This is a genomic window from Mesorhizobium sp. ES1-6 (assembly GCF_020164775.1).
GTDB lineage: Bacteria > Pseudomonadota > Alphaproteobacteria > Rhizobiales > Rhizobiaceae > Mesorhizobium.
In genome coordinates, this window is the sequence record NZ_JAIUGU010000001.1 from 469,143 (window position 1) to 488,501 (window position 19,359).

18 protein-coding genes are annotated in these 19,359 nt (G+C 63.8%); 8 read left to right on the plus strand and 10 right to left on the minus strand.

What is annotated here, in order from left to right; genetic code table 11:
- Positions 1-29 precede the first annotated feature (29 nt).
- The 5 genes from LB564_RS02535 to tpiA all read right to left on the minus strand — a co-directional run bounded on the left by LB564_RS02535 (position 30) and on the right by tpiA (position 5,124).
- Entirely contained in the window at positions 30-569 is a 540-nt protein-coding gene (locus LB564_RS02535) for a DUF1697 domain-containing protein (RefSeq protein ID WP_224534700.1), read from the minus strand.
- 8 nt (positions 570-577) lie between these two features.
- On the minus strand, positions 578-2,215 hold the full coding sequence (locus tag LB564_RS02540) for a CTP synthase (RefSeq protein WP_318012754.1): 1,638 nt from the start codon (positions 2,213-2,215) through the stop codon (positions 578-580).
- A gap of 137 nt (positions 2,216-2,352) precedes the next feature.
- Positions 2,353-3,483 carry a L,D-transpeptidase gene (locus LB564_RS02545; protein ID WP_224535397.1) on the minus strand — a complete coding sequence of 377 codons (1,131 nt, stop codon included), beginning with the start codon at positions 3,481-3,483 and terminating at the stop codon, positions 2,353-2,355.
- Between the two features lie 211 nt (positions 3,484-3,694).
- A complete protein-coding gene (gene secG, locus LB564_RS02550; protein ID WP_140701322.1) occupies positions 3,695-4,186 on the minus strand; it encodes a preprotein translocase subunit SecG in 492 nt (163 codons plus the stop codon).
- A gap of 167 nt (positions 4,187-4,353) precedes the next feature.
- Positions 4,354-5,124 (minus strand): triose-phosphate isomerase, encoded by a 771-nt coding sequence (gene tpiA / locus LB564_RS02555; protein WP_224534706.1) that lies wholly within the window; start codon positions 5,122-5,124, stop codon positions 4,354-4,356.
- Positions 5,125-5,267: 143 nt separating this feature from the next.
- On the opposite strand from tpiA, the gene LB564_RS02560 reads away from it, so the two are divergent.
- The 5 genes from LB564_RS02560 to glp are packed head-to-tail and all read left to right on the plus strand — an operon-like array spanning position 5,268 to position 10,673.
- The gene (locus LB564_RS02560; RefSeq protein WP_224534707.1) at positions 5,268-7,160 is read left to right on the plus strand and encodes a peptidyl-prolyl cis-trans isomerase; all 1,893 of its coding nucleotides are present in this window, start codon (positions 5,268-5,270) and stop codon (positions 7,158-7,160) included.
- Positions 7,157-8,167 (plus strand): anthranilate phosphoribosyltransferase, encoded by a 1,011-nt coding sequence (gene trpD / locus LB564_RS02565; RefSeq protein WP_224534709.1) that lies wholly within the window; start codon positions 7,157-7,159, stop codon positions 8,165-8,167. The genes LB564_RS02560 and trpD overlap by 4 nt, the downstream gene beginning before the upstream one ends.
- Positions 8,168-8,170: 3 nt before the next feature.
- On the plus strand, positions 8,171-8,983 hold the full coding sequence (gene trpC / locus LB564_RS02570; RefSeq protein WP_224534711.1) for an indole-3-glycerol phosphate synthase TrpC: 813 nt from the start codon (positions 8,171-8,173) through the stop codon (positions 8,981-8,983).
- Positions 8,984-8,985: 2 nt separating this feature from the next.
- Entirely contained in the window at positions 8,986-9,468 is a 483-nt protein-coding gene (moaC, locus tag LB564_RS02575) for a cyclic pyranopterin monophosphate synthase MoaC (RefSeq protein ID WP_224534713.1), read from the plus strand.
- Complete coding sequence (gene glp, locus LB564_RS02580) at positions 9,468-10,673, plus strand: gephyrin-like molybdotransferase Glp (RefSeq protein ID WP_224534715.1); 1,206 nt, start codon at positions 9,468-9,470, stop codon at positions 10,671-10,673. The genes moaC and glp overlap by 1 nt, the downstream gene beginning before the upstream one ends.
- Positions 10,674-10,716: 43 nt before the next feature.
- On the opposite strand, the gene LB564_RS02585 is transcribed toward glp, so the two are convergent.
- Positions 10,717-11,547, minus strand: coding sequence for an alpha/beta hydrolase (locus LB564_RS02585; RefSeq protein WP_224534717.1), 831 nt, complete (start codon positions 11,545-11,547; stop codon positions 10,717-10,719).
- A gap of 307 nt (positions 11,548-11,854) precedes the next feature.
- Here LB564_RS02585 and LB564_RS02590 point away from each other — a divergent pair, with 307 nt between their 5' ends.
- Together LB564_RS02590 and kynA are read left to right on the plus strand one after the other, a co-directional pair.
- The gene (locus LB564_RS02590; RefSeq protein ID WP_140701338.1) at positions 11,855-13,480 is read left to right on the plus strand and encodes an AMP-binding protein; all 1,626 of its coding nucleotides are present in this window, start codon (positions 11,855-11,857) and stop codon (positions 13,478-13,480) included.
- Positions 13,477-14,313 carry a tryptophan 2,3-dioxygenase gene (gene kynA / locus LB564_RS02595; protein WP_263491161.1) on the plus strand — a complete coding sequence of 279 codons (837 nt, stop codon included), beginning with the start codon at positions 13,477-13,479 and terminating at the stop codon, positions 14,311-14,313. The genes LB564_RS02590 and kynA overlap by 4 nt, the downstream gene beginning before the upstream one ends.
- Before the next feature lie 44 nt (positions 14,314-14,357).
- On the opposite strand, the gene kynU is transcribed toward kynA, so the two are convergent.
- From kynU to LB564_RS02615, 4 genes are read right to left on the minus strand one after another with little or no spacing between them, the layout of a single operon-like run.
- A complete protein-coding gene (gene kynU, locus LB564_RS02600; RefSeq protein WP_224535401.1) occupies positions 14,358-15,605 on the minus strand; it encodes a kynureninase in 1,248 nt (415 codons plus the stop codon).
- Between the two features lie 34 nt (positions 15,606-15,639).
- Positions 15,640-16,563, minus strand: a complete 924-nt coding sequence (locus LB564_RS02605; RefSeq protein WP_140701342.1) for an ABC transporter permease — start codon at positions 16,561-16,563, stop codon at positions 15,640-15,642.
- Positions 16,564-16,568: 5 nt separating this feature from the next.
- Positions 16,569-17,348 carry an ABC transporter ATP-binding protein gene (locus tag LB564_RS02610; protein ID WP_224534720.1) on the minus strand — a complete coding sequence of 260 codons (780 nt, stop codon included), beginning with the start codon at positions 17,346-17,348 and terminating at the stop codon, positions 16,569-16,571.
- Between the two features lie 60 nt (positions 17,349-17,408).
- Entirely contained in the window at positions 17,409-18,395 is a 987-nt protein-coding gene (locus tag LB564_RS02615) for an ABC transporter substrate-binding protein (RefSeq protein ID WP_224535403.1), read from the minus strand.
- Between the two features lie 153 nt (positions 18,396-18,548).
- Here LB564_RS02615 and LB564_RS02620 point away from each other — a divergent pair, with 153 nt between their 5' ends.
- On the plus strand, positions 18,549-19,322 hold the full coding sequence (locus tag LB564_RS02620) for a GntR family transcriptional regulator (protein WP_224534722.1): 774 nt from the start codon (positions 18,549-18,551) through the stop codon (positions 19,320-19,322).
- Positions 19,323-19,359: the final 37 nt, after the last annotated feature.

Consider the following 19,359-nt stretch of genomic DNA (forward strand, 5'->3'; position numbering starts at 1 on the left):
AAATAGCGGGGCGGCCTTGAGCCGCCCCCTTACGTCGCGACCATTTCGGCCAGTTTGCGTATCGTGTTCCAGTTGCGCGAGGTACCGACGCCCAGCCGTTTATGGTTGGCTGCCGCGAGCAGGCGCGAACTTGGCCGCTCTCGTGAAAAGGCGACCCAGATGTCGCCGCCAACCAAGTGCACCTTTTCATCCTCGGCGGCACGGGTCCGAAGCTCAGATATCGCATCTTCGGCCACAGCCTTGCGCATGACGCGCACCGCCACTTGGTCGCCGGCATCGGCCGATTCGGCCGGGAACGGATTGCTGGCTGCGAGTTTCAGCCAATCCCCGGCGCTACGGACAATGATGTCGACGTGGCGGCCGAAGGCCTGTTCGAAGGCGGATTCCAGCCGCTTCTCAAGCGTGGCGATCGAAGTCTTTCCGCTCTCGAAGACCAGATTGCCGGTCGCCACCAAGGTGCGGACATTCTTCAGTCCGAGGCCTTCCGCCATCGCCTTGAGGTCCGACATGACAACCCGCCGCCCCTCTCCCAGGATAATGCTGTAGAGAAGCGCGACATAGGTTTGCATGGAAGCCGTCAGACCAGGCGGCTCTGTTCCACCGCCGCCTCGATGAAGCTGGCGAACAGCGGATGCGGATCGAGCGGCCGGCTCTTCAGCTCGGGATGATACTGCACGCCGATGAACCAGGGATGGTCGGGGTATTCGACCGTCTCCGGCAGCACGCCGTCGGGCGACATGCCGGCAAACACCAGACCGCACTCCTCGAGGCGCTGCTTGTAGTCGATATTGACCTCATAGCGATGCCGGTGACGTTCGGAAATCTGGGTGTCGCCATAGATGTCGGCGATCTTAGAGCCCTTGGCGAGCTCGGCCTGATAGGCGCCGAGCCGCATCGTGCCGCCGAGATCACCGGTCGCCCGGCGTTTCTCCAGCATGTTGCCCTTCAGCCATTCGGTCATCAGGCCGACGACCGGTTCCTTTGTCGGGCCGAATTCGGTCGACGAGGCATGGTCGACACCGGCAAGCGACCGCGCCGCCTCGATGCAGGCCATCTGCATGCCGAAGCAGATGCCGAAATACGGCACCTTGCGCTCGCGTGCGAATTTCGCCGCCAGGATCTTGCCCTCCGAGCCCCGCTCGCCGAAGCCGCCGGGCACCAGGATGCCATGCACCTTCTCCAGCCATGGCGTCGGATCCTCCTTTTCGAAGATCTCCGATTCGATCCAGTCGAGCTTGACCTTCACGTGATTGGCCAGCCCGCCATGCGAGAGCGCCTCTATCAGCGATTTGTAGGCATCCTTGAGGCCGGTATACTTGCCGACGATGGCGATTGTGACCTCGCCCTCCGGATTGTGGATGCGGTTGGAGACAGCCTGCCACGGCTCCATGCGCGGCTTGGGCGCCGGATCGATGCCGAAGGCGGCCAGCACTTCCGAATCCAGGCCTTCCTTGTGGTAGGCCATGGGCACGTCATAGATATGCGGCACGTCGAGCGCCTGGATGACGGCGCTTTCCCTGACATTGCAAAACAGCGACAGCTTTCTGCGTTCTTCCTTCGGGATGGCGCGATCGGCGCGCACCAGAAGAATGTCGGGCGCAATGCCAATGCCGCGCAGTTCCTTGACCGAATGCTGGGTCGGTTTGGTCTTCAGCTCACCCGCCGTCGGGATATACGGCATCAGCGTCAGGTGGACATAGACGGCATTGTTGCGCGGCAGATCGTTGCCGAGCTGGCGGATCGCCTCGAGGAACGGCATCGCCTCGATGTCGCCGACCGTGCCGCCGATCTCGCACAGCACGAAATCATAGTCGTCATTGCCGTCGAGAACGAAGTTCTTGATCTCGTCGGTAACGTGCGGAATGACCTGGACGGTGGCGCCGAGATAGTCGCCCCGCCGCTCGCGCTCGATGATGTTCTTGTAGATACGCCCGGTGGTGATGTTGTCCTGCTGGTTGGCAGAGCGGCCGGTGAAGCGCTCGTAATGGCCAAGATCGAGATCGGTCTCGGCGCCGTCATCGGTGACGAACACCTCGCCATGCTGGTACGGCGACATCGTGCCGGGGTCGACATTGAGGTAGGGATCGAGTTTTTTGATGCGTGCGCGATAGCCTCGCGCCTGCAGGAGAGCCCCAAGGGCCGCTGCGGCTATGCCTTTTCCGAGTGAGGAAACCACGCCGCCTGTGATGAATACATATCGCGCCATGGGAGTCATCGCTTAACGCGGCCGGATTGATTCCGCCAGAGAAAAAACCGCCGCGAAGGCTTTTTCCCAAGAAGGCGTCTAGGGCAGGAACAAGGCAAAACAAAAGGGCCGGCTGAGCCGGCCCTTTCGGCATGATGATGAAAACGTCAGATGATGACGACTTTGGTACCGACCCGGACGCGGCTGTAGAGATCCATGACGTGCTCGTTCATCATCCGGAAGCAGCCATTGGAGGCACTGGTGCCGATCGACTGCGGCGCGATGGTGCCGTGGATGCGCAGATGCGTGTCCTTCTTGCCGTCATAGAGGTAGATGGCGCGGGCGCCGAGCGGGTTCTGTCCGCCGCCGGCCATGCCGTCCTTGTACTGGCCGTAGTGCTTGGGCTCGCGCTTCTGCATGTCGAGCGTCGGGATCCAGCGCGGCCACTCCTGCTTGTCGCCGACCGCGACGGTGCCCTTGAACTGCAGGCCTTCGCGGCCGACGGCGATGGCGTAGCGGCGCGCGGTGGTCGACGATTCGACGAGATAGAGGCGGCGAGCGCTGGTGTCGATGACGATCGTGCCGGCGTCATAGCCAGTGAATTCCACGTCCTGCGGCACGAATTCCGGCTTCACCTTGAACGGCTTCTTGGCGTTCCTCTGGGCAAGCGCGGAGTCGAGCGCGCGTGTCTCCGGCAGATAGCTGATCGACGATCCTGACGAGGCGCCGCCGAACAGGCCGGCGAAAATGCCACCGCTGGGCTGCGTCTGGCCGCCGACGACCTCGCTGCGCAACTCGCCATTGTTGCCGGTCAAGGCGACGTTCATCGCCTCGGCGGGGATAGGCTCGGCCGATTGGATCGGCGCCACCGGCGTCACGGGCTCGATGATCTTGGTGGTCTTCTTGGCTGGCTTGGCCTCGGCCACTTCGGTTGCCGGAGCGCTCTTGCCTTTCTGGGCCAGGAAGGCCTGACGATCCGCGTCAGCCCTGGCCTTCGCGGCCTCACGCATCGCCATCTTCCTGGCTTCAAGTGCCTTGGCCTTTGCATCTTCCTTGTCGGCGGTGATCTTGGCCTCGATCTTCTTGATCTGAGCGAGATCGTCCGGCGTTGGGCTTTTCTTCTTCTTGAGAAGCTTCAACTGCGCCGCATCGCTTTTGGCTGCGACGGGGATGGCGTCGGTTTTTTCAAGCGACACCGAATGTTGTGCGGCCATGTTTGCCGGCATGGCGGCGAAGGCCGGGGAACTCAGGCCGATTGCGGCGCAAAGTCCCAGGAAAATGAAGCTGCGAAGCTGCATGGCGAAGATCCGATCGTTCAATGCTTGTTGCCCACGGCGTCGCCCGGCGTCCCCCAAGGACACCGAAAATGCCGCGTGCAATCTATAGTCGAATAAGCGCGGATCCCTCAAGCGCGGGCCCGCAACAGCCCCCGTCGAATCTTCGTGATCGTGCCGCATTTGCCGCGACTGTGTTCAAACGATCACAGATCGCGGCCTGGAGAAGTGGAGGTTACTGGTTCGGGACCTGCGGCGTCGCTGGCGCTGTGGTCGCCGGCGCGGCGTTGGTAGCGCCGTTGGTGGCAGGTGCCGTCGAACCGGCGGCGGGTGCCGTGGCCGGAGCGTTTGCCGGGGGCGTCGCGCCGGCATCGTTGCCGGACGGCGGCGTCGGCGTGGCGTTGCCGGCGGGCGCCGGGGTGGTCGTGCCCGGCAATTGGTTGAGCACGCCCTTGCCGGCATTGTCCGAAGTCGCCGGAACCCGGTCGAGAATGTCGATCGGCTTTTCGCCATAGCGGGCGATGATCGACAGGGTAAGCGACGTGACAAAGAACGCCGCCGCCAGGATCGCCGTCGCCCGGGTCAATGCGTTGGCGGCACCGCGCGCCGTCATGAAGCCAGATCCGCCACCAATGCCAAGGCCGCCGCCTTCGGAGCGCTGCAGCAGCACCACGCCGACAAGGGCGAGCACGACCATGAGATGGATGACGATCAATACGGTTTGCATAGTTTATCCTGGCAAGGCCTTGCCCGGCCGCGGACACGACCGGTGAATTGGAGGCGGCTCAATACAATGCTTTCACGGCATTTCCAAGCCCGTGGCCGGAATATGGGAAGCAACGCACCCTTTGCAACGAATTTGGATGGGACAAGCCCCGCCCGTCCCAGTGAATCTCACCCCGCAATGCTGCGATAGGCTTCCGCGATACCGAGGAAATCGGCCGCTTTCAGGCTGGCGCCGCCGACAAGCGCGCCATCGACATTCCTGACACCCAGCAGTTCCACGGCGTTGGACGGCTTGACCGAACCGCCATACAGGATGCGCATCCTCGCCGCGCCGCCACCGAGCCTTTCCGACAGCTTTTCGCGGATATGCGCGTGCGCCTCGGCCACATCGGCAGCGGTTGGCGTCAGCCCGGTTCCGATCGCCCACACCGGCTCATAGGCAATGACGGTGTTGGATGGCGTGGCGCTTGGCGGCACCGCACCGGCAACCTGGCGCGACAGCACGTCGAGCGTGGCGCCGGCCTCACGTTGTTGCTGCGTCTCGCCGATGCAGACAATCGCCACGAGCCCGGCGCGCCAGGCAGCGGTGGCCTTGGCCTGGACCGTCGCATCGTCCTCGCCGCGTTGTTCGCGGCATTCGGAGTGACCGACGATGACATGGCTCGCGCCCGCGTCCTTCAGCATCTCCGCGGAGATGCAGCCGGTATAGGCGCCGCTCTCCTTGGTGTGGCAGTCCTCACCGCCGGCATGGACGGGGGTGCGCGACAGAATCTCCGCCGCATGGGAAAGCAAGGTCGCGGGAACGCAGACCAGCGCCTCTGTTTCGGCGTCGAGCCCGCTCATGAAGCCGTTGCCGATCATCCTGAGTTCGTTGAGCGAGGCGCTGGTGCCGTTCATTTTCCAGTTGCCGGCGACAAGCGGACGAATTCCAGGGGTCATTGGGCGGTCTCTCCAGGCGACATTAAGCAGCGCCCTCACTACCAAAATCAGGCCACAAAGCAATCGACAGTGGGCCGGAAGGGCGCTATTGCGCTTGTTTCAGACTCGGCGCATGCGAAAATGCGCATAAATCGGAATTGTCCATGCTTGGTATATTGAGAAACGCGGCGGGCACTTGGGTCGCGAAGACATTGCTTTCGCTGCTGGTGGTCAGTTTCGCTGCCTGGGGTATCTCCGGACGCCTGATGGGCGGATTTGCCGGCCATGATTCAGTGATAACGGCCGGCGGCACCAAGGTGTCGATCAACGAATACCGCCTCGCCTACGACCGGCAGCTCGCCGTCATGTCGCAGCAATTCGGTCAGCGCCTTACCCATGAACAGGCCAAGGCGCTCGGCATCGACAACACGGTTCTGGCGCAACTCGTCTCGGGCGCGGTTCTCGACGAACAGGCACGCAAGCTCGGGCTCGGCTTCTCCAAGGACAAACTGGCCGAACTGACGCGCGAGGAACCCGCTTTTCGGGGTCCAGACGGCCAATTCGACCGCAGGGTCTTCGAGGGGCGGCTTCGTGACCTGGGCATGCGGCCGGAGGACTATTTGAAGAACAAGGCTCAGGTCGCGGTACGCCAGCAGATCGTCGAGGCGGTCTCTGACGGCCTCAAGGCGCCGGATACGTTCTTCAAGGCGGTCGCTCTCTACCGCGGCGAAGACCGGACGGTCGACTATGTAACCTTGCCCAAGACGCTGGTCGAGCCGATCGAGGCGCCGAGCGACAGCGTGCTTCAGGCCTATTTCGAAGCCAACAAGAAAACCTACGCCGCACCCGAATACCGCAAATTCTCCTATGTCCGCCTCGAGCCCGCGGACATCATGGATACGACCGCCGTCACCGACAGCCAAGTCAGCGACGACTACAACAAGAACAAGGCGCGCTACACCACGCCCGAAATGCGTACCATCGAGCAGCTTGTGTTCAAGACGCCGGATGCCGCCAAGGCAGCGTTCGATTCGCTCAAGGCGGGCGCCACTTTCGAAAAGCTGGTGACCGCCGAAGGCAAGACCCCGGCCGACACGCTGCTTGGCACGCTTGCCAAGGACAAGATCGCCGACAAGGCGGTTGCCGATGCCGCCTTCGCGCTCGCCGCCAATGAAGTCAGCCCGGTCGTCCAAGGCGCCTTCGGTCCAGTGCTGCTGCGTGTGACCGAGATCAAGCCCGAGGTGGTGAAGCCGCTGGCGGAAGTGTCCGATCAGATCCGCAAGGACCTGGCTTTGGGTGAGGCAAGCCGCATCCTGCTGGATGTGCACGACAATTATGAGGACACCCGTGCATCGGGCAGTTCGCTGGCCGACACGGCCGCCAAATTGAAGCTCAAGGACGTCACCATCGACGCCATCGACCGCAGTGGCCTCAGGCCCGATGGCTCCATCGTCAAGGACCTGCCGGAATCGCCGGCGCTGATCAAGGCCGTCTTCGATGCCGAACCCAACACTGAAAACGAAGCGCTGACGACGGCGGACAACGGCTTCGTCTTCTACGAGGTCGGTTCGATCACGCCGGCGCGCGACCGCACTCTCGACGAGGTGCGCCAGAAGGTCGTCGCCGACTGGACAGCGGCCGAGACCACCAAGCGGCTTGCCGCCAAGGCGGACGAATTCGAGAAGCGGCTCAAGGCCGGCGCCACGCTCGACGTCATCGCCGGTGAACTCAAGCTGGAAAAGCAGACCAAGCGCGGCTTGAAGCGCGAAGCCGATGATGCCGATTTCGGCAAGGAGGGCGCCGCCGTGATGTTCGGCGTCGGCGAAGGCGGCACCGGCTTGATCCCCTCGCCCACCGGCGACGGCCAGATCCTGTTCAAGGTCGCCGAAGTGTTCGAACCGGCCGGCGCCGATGCCAGCTCAGTGCCGGACGACGCACAGAAATCCTTCACCGCCGGCATGTCCGACGACCTGCTCGACCAATTGGTGGCGCAGTTGCAGACGCAGTACGACGTCCGCATCGACCAGGCCGCCGTGGCCCAAGCCTCGACAAGATGAGCGCGCTGAAAACCCATATCGCCAAGGTCGCGACCGGCACCGCTCTTTCCTTCGAGGAAGCGCGCGAGGCTTTCGACATCATCATGTCGGGCGACGCGACCCCGGGGCAGATCGGCGGCTTCCTGATGGCGTTGCGCGTGCGCGGCGAGACGGTGGGCGAGATTTCGGGCGCTGTCGCCACGATGCGCGCCAAGATGCTGCGCGTCGACGCGCCAGATGGCGCGATCGATATTGTCGGCACCGGTGGTGACAATTCGCACTCGGTCAACATTTCGACGGCTTCCGCCTTCGTCATCGCCGGTAGCGGCGTGCCGGTCGCCAAGCACGGCAATCGCGGCCTGTCCTCGTTGACCGGCGCGGCCGACGTGCTGATTGCGCTGGGCGTCAAGATCGACATCGCGCCGGAGACGATTGGCAAGTGCATCCATGAAGCCGGCGTCGGCTTCATGTTCGCGCCGGCGCATCATCCGGCCATGAAGCATGTCGGCCCGACCCGCGTCGAACTCGGCACCCGGACCATTTTCAACCTGCTCGGCCCCCTCTCCAATCCGGCCGGCGTGAAACGGCAGATGGTCGGCGTGTTCATGCCGGAATGGATCATGCCGGTTGCCGAGACGCTGCTGGCGCTGGGCACCGAGCACGCCTGGGTCGCCCATGGCGATGGCTATGACGAGATCACCACCACCGGCGAGACGCAGGTCGCCGAGTTGGTCGGCGGCGAAATCCGCAGCTTCACGCTGACCCCGGAAGAGGTTGGGCTGAAGCGCCATACCAAGGACGAGCTGCGCGGCGGCGACGCCGCCTACAACGCCAAGGCTTTGCGCGACATGCTGGGCGGTGCCGCCGGCGCCTATCGCGACACCGTGCTGATGAATGCCGGCGCCGGCCTGGTGATTGCCGGCAAGGCGACGACGCTGGGCGACGGCATCGCCATTGCCGCGCAGGCGATCGACAGCGGCCGGGCGCTGCGGGTGCTCGACCGGCTGGTCGAAATTTCGAACGGGTGAACCGTGTCTGACATTCTGCGCAAGATCGAAGCCTACAAGCGCGACGAGATCGCCGCCGCCAAGGCACGCCTGCCGCTGGCCGAGATCAAGGCGCTCGCGAAAGAAGCCGACGCTCCGCGCGGCTTTCTCGCGGCGCTTGAAGCGAAGCGCAATTCAGGCGATTTCGCCCTGATCGCCGAGATCAAGAAGGCAAGCCCCTCCAAAGGTTTGATCCGTGCCGATTTCGATCCGCCGGCACTGGCGAAAGCGTATGAAAAAGGCGGCGCCGCTTGCCTTTCCGTGCTGACGGACGCGCCATCCTTCCAGGGTGCGCCCGAATTCCTCACCAAGGCCCGGGCAGCCGTCACCCTGCCCGCATTGCGCAAGGATTTCCTGTTCGATCCCTACCAGGTCCATGAAGCCCGCGCATGGGGCGCCGACGCCATCCTGATCATCATGGCCAGCGTCGACGACGCCCTGGCGAGCGAGCTTGAAGCGACGGCGTTCGAACTCGGCATGGATGCGCTGATCGAGGTGCATGACGAGGCCGAGACGGAGCGCGCGCTGAAACTGTCGTCGCGGCTGATCGGCATCAACAACCGCAATCTGAGAACGTTCGAGACCAGCATCCAGACCTCCGAACGGCTGGCGGCGATGGTACCCTCCGATCGCCTGCTGGTCAGCGAGAGCGGCATCTTCACCCATGACGATTGTCTCAGGATGCAAAGGAGCGGCATCGGCACCTTCCTCGTCGGCGAAAGCCTGATGCGGCAACAGGACGTCGCCGCCGCGACGCGCTTGCTCCTGACGGGCAAGGCAGCAGCCGAGGCGATCTGATCGTGGCGGCCACCCTCACGCACCTTGGCGCACAGGGCGAAGCCAACATGGTCGATGTCGGCGACAAGGATGAGACGACGCGCACCGCGATCGCGGAGGGCTTTGTCTCCATGCAACCAGAAACATTGAAGACCATCCTCGCCGGCAATGCCAAGAAAGGCGATGTGCTCGGCACGGCGCGCATCGCCGGCATCATGGCCGCGAAAAAGACGCATGAGCTGATCCCGCTCTGCCATCCCCTGCTGCTGACCAAGGTTTCCGTCGACATCGAGCCAGACCATGCACTGCCGGGCCTGAAGGTCACGGCACTGGCGCGTGTCACCGGCAAGACCGGCGTCGAGATGGAAGCTTTGACCGCCGCGTCCGTGGCCTGCCTGACCATCTACGACATGGCCAAGGCGGTCGACCGCGCCATGGTCATTTCCGGCATCCGGCTGGTGGAAAAGACCGGCGGCAAATCAGGCGACTACAAGGCAGACGCCTGATGGCGCTGGTTCCGGTCGCCGAGGCGCTCGAACGCCTGCTGGATGGCGCCGCACCGCTGGCCGGCGAAAGCGTCCCTCTCATCGAGGCGGTCGATCGTGTGCTGGCCGAACCGGTCGTGGCGCTTCGCACCCAGCCCCCCTTCAACGCATCGGCCATGGACGGCTATGCGGTCCGCGCGGTTGATGTTGCCTCGGTGCCATCGAAACTCTCGGTGATCGGCATGGCGCCGGCCGGGCGCGGCTTTGACGGCGCCGTCGGCGAGCGACAGGCAGTACGCATCTTCACCGGCGCGCCGCTGCCTGACGGCGCCGACACCGTCGTCATCCAGGAGAATGTCAGGGATCTCGGCGGCGGGGAAATCGAAGTGATCGAGCCCACCGCCGAATGGCGCAACATCCGCCGCGTCGGCCTCGACTTTTCCAAAGGCGACGTGCTGCTGGAAAAAGGACGCGTGCTCGACCCGGCTGCGTTGTCGCTGGCGGCGTCGGCAAACCACCCGCGAGTGAGCGTGGTGAGACGGCCGCTGGTCGCCATCATCGCCACCGGCGACGAGCTGTTGCCGCCCGGCAGCGAACTCGGCCCGGACCAGATCATCTCGTCCAACGCCTATGGCGTTGCCGCGGCGGCGCAATCAGTCGGCGCCCGCGCGCTCGATCTCGGCATCGCCGCCGACCGCAAGGACGCCATCTCCGCCTTGGTCAGGCAAGCGGTGGCCGCCGGTGCGGATGTCATCGTCACCCTTGGCGGCGCCTCGGTTGGCGACCACGATCTGATCCATGATGTGCTGACCGGCGAAGGCATGACGCTCGGCTTCTGGAAGATCGCCATGCGTCCCGGCAAGCCCCTGATGTTCGGCCGCCTCGGCGACATCAGGTGCATCGGCCTGCCCGGCAACCCCGTGGCAAGCCTGGTCTGCTCGCAATTGTTCCTGAAGCCGCTTCTGGCGAGGCTTGGTGGCCGCGAGCATCGTCAGGACATCCGCCCGGCGAGGCTGGGGAGCGCGATGCCGGCCAATGACCTGCGCCAGGATTATGTACGGGCGGTGGTTCGGCAAGACGACGGCGAACTGGTGGCGACGCCGTTCGGCATTCAGGATTCTTCCATGCTGAGGATGCTTGCCGACGCCAACGGATTGATCGTACGCGCGCCTTTTGCGCCTGCGTCTGTCGCCGGCGATACTTGTAGCGTTCTGATGTTGCGCTGAAGAATTGCTCCATAAATAGCTGATATCGGGACGAAATTAATGACTAATCCGAGATCAAGGTCCGCGTCAGCGGATGCGCGGGATCGGCGAGGCCATCGACAACGTCGTAATGATGCCTGTCGGGCTCGACCACGGTATTGGTGATTGCGCCAAGTCCGGTCCAGATGTTGGCCAGCAGAGCATTCTGGCGCAGGAACTCGGAACGCTCGCCGCCGCCGGCCCAGCAGGTGATGCGGACACCATCCAAGGGGCGCAGCAGCGCCGGGCTTTCCGTCAGCGCCTCATGCTCATCGATTTTCAGCGCCGCGTTCATGTCGGTGCGCATCAGCGGGCGCAAATCATGCAGGCCCGAGATCGAGACGACATGGCGTACGCGCCGCGCGACGTCGGTCGCCAAAGGCGTTGATGTCGTCACCATGCGGCTGGCGAGGTGCCCGCCGGCCGAATGTCCGGTCAGCATCAGCGGTCCGTCGATCATGGCGGCGGCCGTGCCGATGGCCGCCGCGATTTCAGTGACGATCCCGGCGATGCGTATATCGGGACATTGTGTGTAGGACGGCATCGCCACGGCGAAGCCGCTGCCGACCGCGCCATTGCCAAGATGCGACCACAAGCTCTTGTCGGTCTCCATCCAATAGCCGCCATGGATGAACACCACGAGGCCCCTCGGCGTGGCTTTGGGAAGGAAAAGGTCGAACCGGTTGCGCGGCCGATCGCCATAGGCGATGTCGAGGCGTGCCCGGCCCTGCGCCGACAATGCATCGCGAAAGGCTTGCGCCGGTTCCGACCATGCGGCGGGCCAACGGTCGCTGCGCGCGATATTGTCGCCATTGGCGTAGGCATTGTCCCAGTCGGCAATGCGATGGTCTGGCATCGGCACCCTCCCCCGAAGCGGCATCGTTTCCGCGCTAGCAATGGCCGCCGACACGTCATGCGTCAATGCTCCAGTGGCAATACATTTTAGGCTTGAAACAAATTTCGACTGGTGCGATCCTGCCTGCGGAACAGCTGACAAGATGGGAGGTCCGCTGTGCTGTTCGGACGTGTCGACGGTCACCTTTCCTGTGGCATGTCGACAACACGTTTGCCGGCCGCACGAAGCCTTCCGCGACGGACAGGAATTCAATCCACCGGCCAGGTGCCCCGCACGTAGGCCGGGCAGCAGATGGGGTAGCGGCGAGATGCTTGGGCCTTCAGCGCATACCGACACATTCACGCGCGATCATCTGCCGCCGCTCGAACAATGGCCCGACTTCCTGCTCGACGGCTTCGACTATCCAGAACACCTCAATGCCGGTGTCGAATTGACCGACAGGTTGGTCGAGAAGGGGCTCGGCGACCACACCGCCCTGATCGGCAATGGCCGCCGCCGCACGTACAAGGAACTGTCCGACTGGACGAACCGGCTGGCCCATGCGCTGGTCGAGAATTATGGCGTCAGGCCGGGCAACCGGGTGCTGATCCGCTCGGCCAACAACCCTGCCATGGTTGCCTGCTGGCTGGCCGCCACCAAGGTCGGCGCCGTCGTCGTCAACACCATGCCGATGCTGCGCGCCGGCGAACTCACCAAGATCGTCGACAAGGCCGAGATCACCACAGCGCTCTGCGACACCAGGCTGATGGACGAAATGACCGCCTGCGCCAAGGACAGCGGGTTTCTCAAACAGGTCATCGGTTTCGACGGCACCGCCAACCACGATGCCGAACTCGACCGCGCCGCCCTCGACAAGCCGGTCACCTTCACCGCGGTCAGCACCGGCCGCGACGATGTCGCCCTGCTCGGCTTCACCTCGGGCACCACGGGCGTGCCGAAGGCGACGATGCATTTTCACCGCGATCTGCTGATCATCGCCGACGCCTATGCGCGCGAGGTTCTGCAAGTGACACCGGACGATGTCTTCGTCGGCTCGCCACCGCTCGCCTTCACCTTCGGCCTTGGCGGCCTCGCCATCTTTCCCCTGCGCTTCGGCGCGGCGGCGACCCTGCTGGAGCAGGCGACGCCGCCCAACATGATCCACATCATCGAGACCTACAAAGCGACCATTTCCTTCACCGCGCCGACCGCCTACCGCGCCATGCTGAAGGCCATGGACGAAGGCGCCGACCTGTCGTCGCTGCGCGTTGCCGTCTCGGCCGGCGAGACTTTGCCGGCTCCAGTCTTCGAAGAATGGACGAAGAAGACCGGCAAGCCCATCCTCGACGGTATCGGCGCCACCGAAATGCTGCACATCTTCATCTCCAACCGCTTTGACGACAGGAAGCCGGCTTCGACCGGCAAGCCTGTTGGCGGCTACGAAGCGCGCATCGTCGACGACGAAATGCGCGAGGTGCCGCGTGGCGAGCCAGGACGGCTGGCGGTGCGCGGGCCAACCGGCTGCCGCTATATGGCCGACGACCGGCAGAAGGACTATGTGCGCGACGGCTGGAACCTCACCGGTGACACTTTTTGGCAAGACGAAGACGGCTTCTTCCACTTCGCCGCGCGTTCCGACGACATGATCGTCAGCGCCGGCTACAACATCGCCGGCCCGGAGGTCGAGGCGGCGTTGCTTTCGCATCCCGATGTCGCCGAATGCGCGGTCATCGGCGCCGAGGATGGCGAGCGCGGCCAGATCGTCGAAGCGCATGTCGTGCTGGTGCAAGGCGTTTCGCCGGACGCGATGACCGTCAAGCGCCTGCAGGACCATGTCAAGGCAACGATTGCGCCCTACAAATATCCGCGCTCGGTGAAATTCATTGCCGCTCTGCCCAAGACCCAGACCGGAAAAATCCAGCGGTTCCGGCTGCGCACGGAGAAAATCAATTGAGCGAGCCCTACGATCCGGCGTCAGAAGGCGCACAGATGTCGTTCAAGGAACGCATGTCCTACAGCGACTACCTGCACCTGGAGAAAGTACTCGACGCGCAGGAGCCGCTGTCGTCGGCGCATGACGAGATGCTGTTCATCATCCAGCACCAGACATCGGAACTCTGGATGAAGCTCGCCTTGCACGAGATTGGCGCCGCGATCCGCTCGATCCGTGCCGATCGGCTGGAGCCGAGCTTCAAGATGCTGTCGCGCGTCGCCCGCATTTTCGAGCAGTTGAACAATGCCTGGGATGTGCTGCGCACGATGACCCCAAGCGAATACACCGAGTTCCGCGACGCGCTCGGCCAGTCCTCGGGTTTTCAGTCCTGGCAATATCGCGCCATCGAATTCATGGCCGGCAATCGCAACCTCGCAATGCTCGGGCCGCACAAGCACCGGCCGGACCTGACGGACCGATTGGAGGCGATCCTGGCGGCGCCGTCGCTCTACGACGAAGCGCTGCTGCTTCTGGCGCGCAACGGCTTCGACATCGGGGCGGATGCGAGGCGCACGGACTGGCGCGAGACGCGGACCGAGAACGAAGAGGTCCTCGTCGCCTGGCAGACCGTGTACCGCGACCCACAGCGCTACTGGATGCTCTACGAGCTGGCCGAGAAGCTGGTCGACTTCGAGGACTATTTCCGCCGCTGGCGCTTCAACCATGTCACCACGGTCGAGCGCATCATCGGCCTGAAGCGCGGCACCGGCGGCACATCGGGCGCCTCTTACCTCAAGAAGATGCTGGAGGTCGTCCTGTTTCCGGAACTGTGGACCGTCCGCACCCGGCTCTGAACGCTCTGTTCGACGCAATTCCCTACGGAAAAATGTGCCGACTTTCAGGTCACCGCCGTCTTGACCGCGAAGCGCACGTCCTGCCAGGCGTCGGTGCGCAGGATGTCTTCCAGCACCTCGACCGCCTGCCACACATCGGCGTAACCGACATAGAGCGGCGTGAAGCCGAAGCGGATCGTCGAGGGCGCACGGAAATCGCCGATCACGCCGCGGTCGATCAAGGCCCGCATCACCTGGTAGCCGTGCGGGTGGAGGAACGAAACCTGGCTGCCGCGCTGCTTGGCATCGCGCGGGCTTTCGAGTTCCAGGCCGTAGGCGCCGCACCTGGTCTCGACGAGATGGATGAACAGGTCGGTGAGCGCAATGCTCTTCTTGCGCACCGCTGCCATGTCGACATCGTCCCAGATATCCAGCGCACCTTTCAGCGCCCGCATCGACAGCACGGGCTGCGTGCCGCACAGGAAGCGGCGGATGCCGTTGCCGGCCGCATAGCCCTGTTCGAAGGCGAAGGGCCGTGCGTGGCCCCACCAACCGCTGAGCGGCTGCTGGACCTTGTCGTGATGACGCGTGGCGGCGTAGATGAAGGCCGGCGCGCCCGGACCGCCATTGAGATATTTGTAGGTGCAGCCGATGGCGAAATCGGCATTGGCGCTGTCGAGCTCGACCGGCAGGGCGCCGGCCGTATGGCAGAGATCCCAGACGATCAGCGCGCCGACCTGATGGGCCTTGCATGTCAGTGCCGCCATGTCGCGCAACTGTCCGGATTTGTAGTTGACATGGTTGACCAGGACGACGGCGACACGCTCGTCGATCAGGTCCTCAATGTCAGGCGCATCAACGCCCTCGAGCCGCAGCACCGTGCCCGGCCGCGTCGAGGCCACGCCTTCGGCCATGTAGAGATCGGTCGGAAAGCTGTCTCCTTCGGCCACGATGACCGAGCGGTCCGGCCGCATGGCCAAGGCCGCATGCAGCACCTTGTAGATGTTGATCGAGGTCGTATCGCAGACCACCGTCTGGCCGGGCGCGGCGCCGATCAATCGGCTGAGCTGGTCGCCAAGTGCCACCGGCATGTCGAACCAGCCGGCGGTATTCCAGGCGCGGATCAAATCCTGCGCCCACTCCTGCGTCGCTGCCTTCTGCAGCTCGCTGAAGACGGCGGGCGCCGCGGCGCCGAGCGAATTGCCGTCGAGATAGATGACGCCTTCCGGCAAGATGAACCGGTCGCGCATGGCACGCAGCGGATCCGCCGCATCCATGGCCTCGACGGCTGCGAGATCGAGCGGTGCACGCATCATTGTGACATTCCCTGATTTATTCACGCCCTGATTATTCACGGATCGCTTCGCGGGCAGGCGCCGGCCCACGGCCGCGCTTGAGGCTGGGCAAGGCAAGCATGGCCAGCACGAACAGGCCGGTGGCAAGCTTCAGGTCGGGCGGCGGCATGCCGGCGGCAAGGCAGAACGACACAAGCTGGTAATAGATGATCGCGCCGGCAAAGGGCGCCAGCAACTGGCGCCAGACCGTCTGCTTGCCGACGACGGCCTCGCCGATCATCAGCGCGGCAAGACCGTTGATGAGGATCCCCAGCCCCATATTGACGTCGGCAAACCCCTGCGACTGCACCATCAGTGCGCCGCTTGAGGCCGAGAACGCGCTCGCCAGCCCGACGCCGCCTATGGTGGCTGCCCAGACATTGATGCCTTGCGCCTCGGCCATGTCGGGATTGGCGCCCACGGCACGCACCGCTGTCCCCTTCTCGGTCCGGAAGAACATGTAGAGCAACGCGAAGGCGATCAGCGCGAGGAGGCCGGCGACCACGATCTTGCTGGCGGGAAAACCTGGCCGCGCGAACGGCACCCAGTCGAAGACGGCTGGCGAGCCGAAGACGGAGAGGTTGGACTTGCCCATGATGCGGAGATTGATGCTGTAGAGCATCGTCATCATCAGGATGCCCGCGAGAAGCGTGTGGATACGGAAGCGCAGATGGATGAAGGCGGTGCAGCAGCCTGCCGCGAAGCCCGCCGCGAATGCGACCACGATGGCTGCCAGTGGCGATACGCCGGCAGCCAGCAGCACACCACAGACGCAGCCGCCCAGTGGAAAGGCGCCCTCACTGGTGAGATCGGGAAAATTCAGCATCCGAAACGGGATCATGATCCCGAGCACGACAAAGGCCAGGATCAGGCTTTGCGCCAGCGTGACCGGAATGATCGCGACGAAGCTGGTGAGAATTTCCTGAACAAAACCCATGTCGGTCAGCTCGCCAGCAACATGCGGTCGGTCTTGACGGAAAAATGGCCGATCAGATCGAGAACCGTGACCCTCGCCTTCTCCTCGCCGGTGACCTCCAGTAAGACCCGGCCCGCGTCGAGCATGATCACGCGACTGCCGTAATCGACGGCGTGCTGCATGTTGTGGGTCACCATCAGGGTCGTCAGCTTCAGCGCGTTGACAGCCCGCACCGTCGCCCGCATGACAATCTCGGCCGTGCGCGGGTCGAGCGCCGCGGTATGTTCGTCGAGCAGCAGCAAGTCCGGTGACCCGCCGACCGCCATGATCAGCGACAGCGACTGCCGCTGCCCGCCCGAAAGCAGGTCGACGCGGGTATCGAGGCGGTTTTCAAGGCCGAGGCCAAGTATCGACAGGCGTTCCTTGTAGGACGCGAGCCGGGTGGCGTTCAGCCCCTGGCGCAAGGTGCGCTTGCTGCTGCGCAAGTCGGCCAGCAGCATGTTTTCCGCGACCGTCATGCTGGCGGCGGTGCCGCGCATCGGATCCTGGAAGACGCGCGCCAGTTGCGCGGCGCGCTTGTGTACGGGCATTCCAGTCACATCGGCGCCGTTGATCAGGATCTGGCCGGAATCGAGGATCAGGGCGCCGGAAATGGCATTGAGCATGCTGCTTTTGCCAGCACCGTTGGAGCCGATGACGATGCCGAACTCGCCCGTGGCCAACGACAGGCTGAGACCGTCCAGCGCGACCTTCTCGTCGGCCTGGCCCTTGTAGAATACTTTGCGCGCCGATCGGATTTCGAGCATCGTTCCTCCCTCACCTCAAGGATGACGGCGCCGAGGCCGTCACCCCTTGCGGTTCCGATGTCAGTCGACGATGCAGCCGCAATCGGCCATCGAAGCGGGTATCTCGATACCGAACGCGGCCATCGCCTTGCGCGAGATCGTTGCCATGTGGTCCTTGTAGGCCGGGCGCGACGGCGCGATCGTCTTGGGGTCCTTCCCCTTCAGGATCTCGGCGGCGATGGTGCCGGCGTTGACGCCGACCTGCGTGTAATTGACCGCGAAGCTCGCCGGCACGGTGCCGTTGCGGACCGCGCTGTCATCGGAGTTGACGACCGGGATACCGGCCTGGCGGGCGGCCGCGGAGACAGCGGCGATCGCCGGCTGGATAAGGTTCGAGGCCGGGCCGTAGATCACGTCGGCCTTGCCGGCGAGCGAAGCGATGCGTTGCTGAATGTCATTGACGTTGTCGATGCCGACCTCCACCACCTCGAAGCCGGCCGCAGGCGCCGCCGCCTTGATCTTTTCGACCAAGGCAACGTCGTTGGCCTCGCCGGGATTGTAAGGCACGCCGAAGCGCTTGGCGTTGGGCAGCAACTTCTTGGTGAAGGCCATCACCGCGGCGACGTCCTGCAGATCGCTGGCGCCGGTCATGCCTTCGTCTCCGGCGTCCCATGAGGGCACCAGCTTGGCCGCCACCGGATCGGTGACCGCGGAAAAGACGATCGGAATGCCGGAACCGGCGAGCGCCTTCTTGGCGATCTGCGAAACCGGCGTGGTGATGGTGTAGATCAGCTTGGGCTGCTCGGCCTGCAGCTTGGCGATCATCTGCGGCACCAGCGATGCATCGAAATTGGTATGGCTCTCCGTATAAACGACGTCCTTGCCTTCGACGAAGCCGTTGTCCGTCAGCGCCTTCTTGAAGCCGGCTATGGCGGCGTTGAGCTGCGGATGTTCTCCGAAATTGGCAATGCCGATGCGGATCTGATCGGCGGCGGCACTGCCGGCGCTCACCATCAACGCGCCAGCCAGGAACAAACCCGACACCCAAGCGGATTTCGACTTCAACATCATGTCCTCCCAGATTTGATCAGCGCCGCTTGCAGCGCGGCTACTGCAACGATCATGGTCAGTCGGCCGTCCCCTGTCAAACATTATATATAATTCTTGCCACGGTCGGACATCATATATAATTTCTCTTTGCCGGACGACGGATGGACCGCGATGCAGGATGAGACGAACTCCACGAAAACGGAGGCAGCCTATCAGCTGTTGCGTCGGGATATCCTGACCACGCGCCTCATGCCCGGCGCGCCCCTCAAGCTGAGCGCGTTGCGCGGCACCTATGGCGTCGGCTGGACGCCGTTGCGCGAAGCCTTGTCGCGGCTCGAGGCCGAACGCCTTGTCACCGCCATCAGCAACCGTGGTTTTACAGTCGCTCCCGTATCGCGGGCCGAACTGGAGGATCTGGCGCGCGCCAGGATGGTGGTCGAGATCCCCTTGTTCCTCGAATCGATGGAGAAAGGCGGCAAGGAATGGGAGGATGCCGTTGTCACCGCCCACTACCGGCTCTCCCGTTGCAAGACCGCGGTCGACGATCCCTCGGATGCGGCCGTCGACAAATGGGACGAGAACCACGAGGCTTTCCATGCGGCGCTGCTGAGCGCCGCCACATGCAACTGGCTGATGCGTTTCCGCTCGACAATCTCGGATCAGCTACGCCGGCATCATCGCTTTCTTGGCCTGGCGCCGACATTACGGGCCGCGGCTGGCCTCAAGGATGGCTATGAGGAGGCGATGGAGGCATTGCGCGAAGCGATTGCCATCGAGCATCACACCGCGATCATGGAAGCGGCACTCGATCGTGACGTCGAACGGGCCAAGGCGCTGATGACGGCCCATATCGGCTACACGCTGCATGTCTATGTCCACAGCGAAGACAGTAGCGCGACCAAATACGCCGCCCGCGCCGGCAGCTTGAAGGCTGTCGCCGGATGATGTCGGGCCCGTGCACCGGCCGACGCTTCAGGAATAA